The sequence below is a fragment of the Bacteroides cellulosilyticus DSM 14838 genome (assembly GCF_000158035.1).
GTDB classification, from domain to species: domain Bacteria; phylum Bacteroidota; class Bacteroidia; order Bacteroidales; family Bacteroidaceae; genus Bacteroides; species Bacteroides cellulosilyticus.
Map to the genome: position 1 here is coordinate 853,182 of NZ_EQ973492.1, position 1,781 is coordinate 854,962.

Genomic DNA, 1,781 nt, shown 5'->3' on the forward strand with positions numbered 1-1,781 from the left:
ACGAATGAGGGAGGGAAGTGCCATTCTCGCCGTCTCTCACGACCAGGGATTTGCGCAAGGATGCAACCAGATGATAACGCTATAACTAAGAGATTAATAAAGTGGGAACTATCGACATATCATATACCAGTTTAGCCATCGGATTGTTGCTGTTGCTCATTCCGCTGTTCTACTTGTGGAAGTTCAAGACAGGGCTATTGTGGGTTACCGTGATTGGTATCGCACGGATGATTGTACAACTTTTCTTTATCGGTATCTACCTGAAATACTTGTTTCTGTGGAATAACCCGTGGATCAACTTTCTGTGGGTGATTATTATGATATTCGTCGCCGCACAAACCGCCCTGGCACGCACCCAATTGAAACGGAAAATACTGTTTATTCCTATCTCCATAGGTTTCTTATTCAGTGTTGTCTGCATCGGCATGTACTTCATTGCCATTGTATTACGGTTGGAGAATGTGTTCAGTGCCCAGTATTTTATTCCGATATTCGGTATCCTGATGGGAAACATGCTATCCAGCAATGTCGTTGCGCTGAATGCTTATTACAGCGGATTGAAACGGGAACAGCAATTGTATCGCTATCTGCTTGGCAATGGTGCCACAAGGGCGGAAGCACAGGCGCCTTTTATCAAACAGGCTATCATTAAGTCTTTTAGTCCGTTGATTGCCAATATTGCCGTTATGGGCCTGGTGGCACTGCCCGGCACAATGATCGGACAAATCCTGGGAGGTAGTAGCCCGAATGTTGCCATCAAATATCAGATGATGATTATGGTGATAACCTTCACGGCATCCATGCTTTCGCTGATGATTACCATCTCGCTGGCATCGCGTAAGTCGTTCGATGCCAACGGAAAACTATTGCAGGTAATGGTAGAGAAAAAGGAAAAGAAGAAAAACCGTTAATGCTCTACTTTTTCAGGAGTATAACGCAACTGCACATACTGTACGCCGGGTTTTATATAAGCACTGTCCATCAACACTTTCCTTACCCGGAACGTCTCAAGACGGCGATTTATATAACTTTTTATATATCCTTTCTGCGGTTTCACATACGAAAGTACTTCTATACGCCCTGCCAAATGGATATTGACTTTGGCTTTCACCGTACGTACCGCACCCGGCCTCTTTGACGGTTGTCCGGGCATTTCCTTATGTTTATCTATCCAGAAGATGGCTGTAGCCTTCGGAGTAGTATCCACAAATTCCTCTTGTGCATCCTCTTCACCGCCATCCTGGGCTTTGGGTGAGGGTTGGCACGAGAAAAGAATGCATAATAAAGTGAAAAACGAGAAAAGTAATACTTTCATGGTATAGAGTTTTACAATTATCCGAACAAATATATAAAAAAAGAGTAAAACAAACAGTTATTCAGTGCATTTTTACTATATTTGCACCGAAATTTTCTATTCACATAATGAGAATTAAGGAGATAGTAAGCGCCCTTGAACGGTTCGCGCCTCTGCCATTGCAAGACGGATTTGATAATGCCGGCCTGCAAATCGGATTGACAGAAGCGGAAGCAACAGGGGCTTTGTTGTGTCTTGACGTCACCGAGGCCGTGCTGGACGAAGCGATTGCGTTAGGGTACAATCTTGTCATATCCCATCATCCGCTGATATTCAAAGGATATAAATCCATCACGGGTAGGGACTATGTAGAGCATTGTATCATGAAAGCAATCAAGAATGATATCGTGATCTACTCGGCACATACCAACCTGGACAATGCTCCGGGAGGGGTGAACTTCAAGATTGCCGAGAAAATAGGATTGAG

At 44.0% G+C, this 1,781-nt stretch carries 3 protein-coding genes; 2 read left to right on the forward strand and 1 reads right to left on the reverse strand.

Going from position 1 to position 1,781, the window contains the following annotated elements:
- The first annotated feature begins 101 nt into the window (after positions 1 to 101).
- A complete protein-coding gene (locus tag BACCELL_RS21625) occupies positions 102 to 911 on the forward strand; it encodes an ABC transporter permease (protein WP_007214215.1) in 810 nt (269 codons plus the stop codon).
- Here the strand turns inward: BACCELL_RS21625 and BACCELL_RS21630 are convergent.
- Positions 908 to 1,315, reverse strand: coding sequence for a DUF4891 domain-containing protein (locus BACCELL_RS21630; RefSeq protein WP_007214216.1), 408 nt, complete (start codon positions 1,313 to 1,315; stop codon positions 908 to 910). The genes BACCELL_RS21625 and BACCELL_RS21630 overlap by 4 nt on opposite strands.
- 107 nt (positions 1,316 to 1,422) lie before the next feature.
- Here BACCELL_RS21630 and BACCELL_RS21635 point away from each other — a divergent pair.
- Positions 1,423 to 1,781: Nif3-like dinuclear metal center hexameric protein (locus tag BACCELL_RS21635; protein ID WP_007214218.1), on the forward strand; the 359-nt coding region annotated here is incomplete at its 3' end.

What these genes read in the sequence shown, in the direction of transcription:
- BACCELL_RS21630 (WP_007214216.1), bottom strand. Translation starts at nt 1,315, where the DNA reads ATGAAAGTATTACTTTTCTCGTTTTTCACTTTATTATGCATTCTTTTC.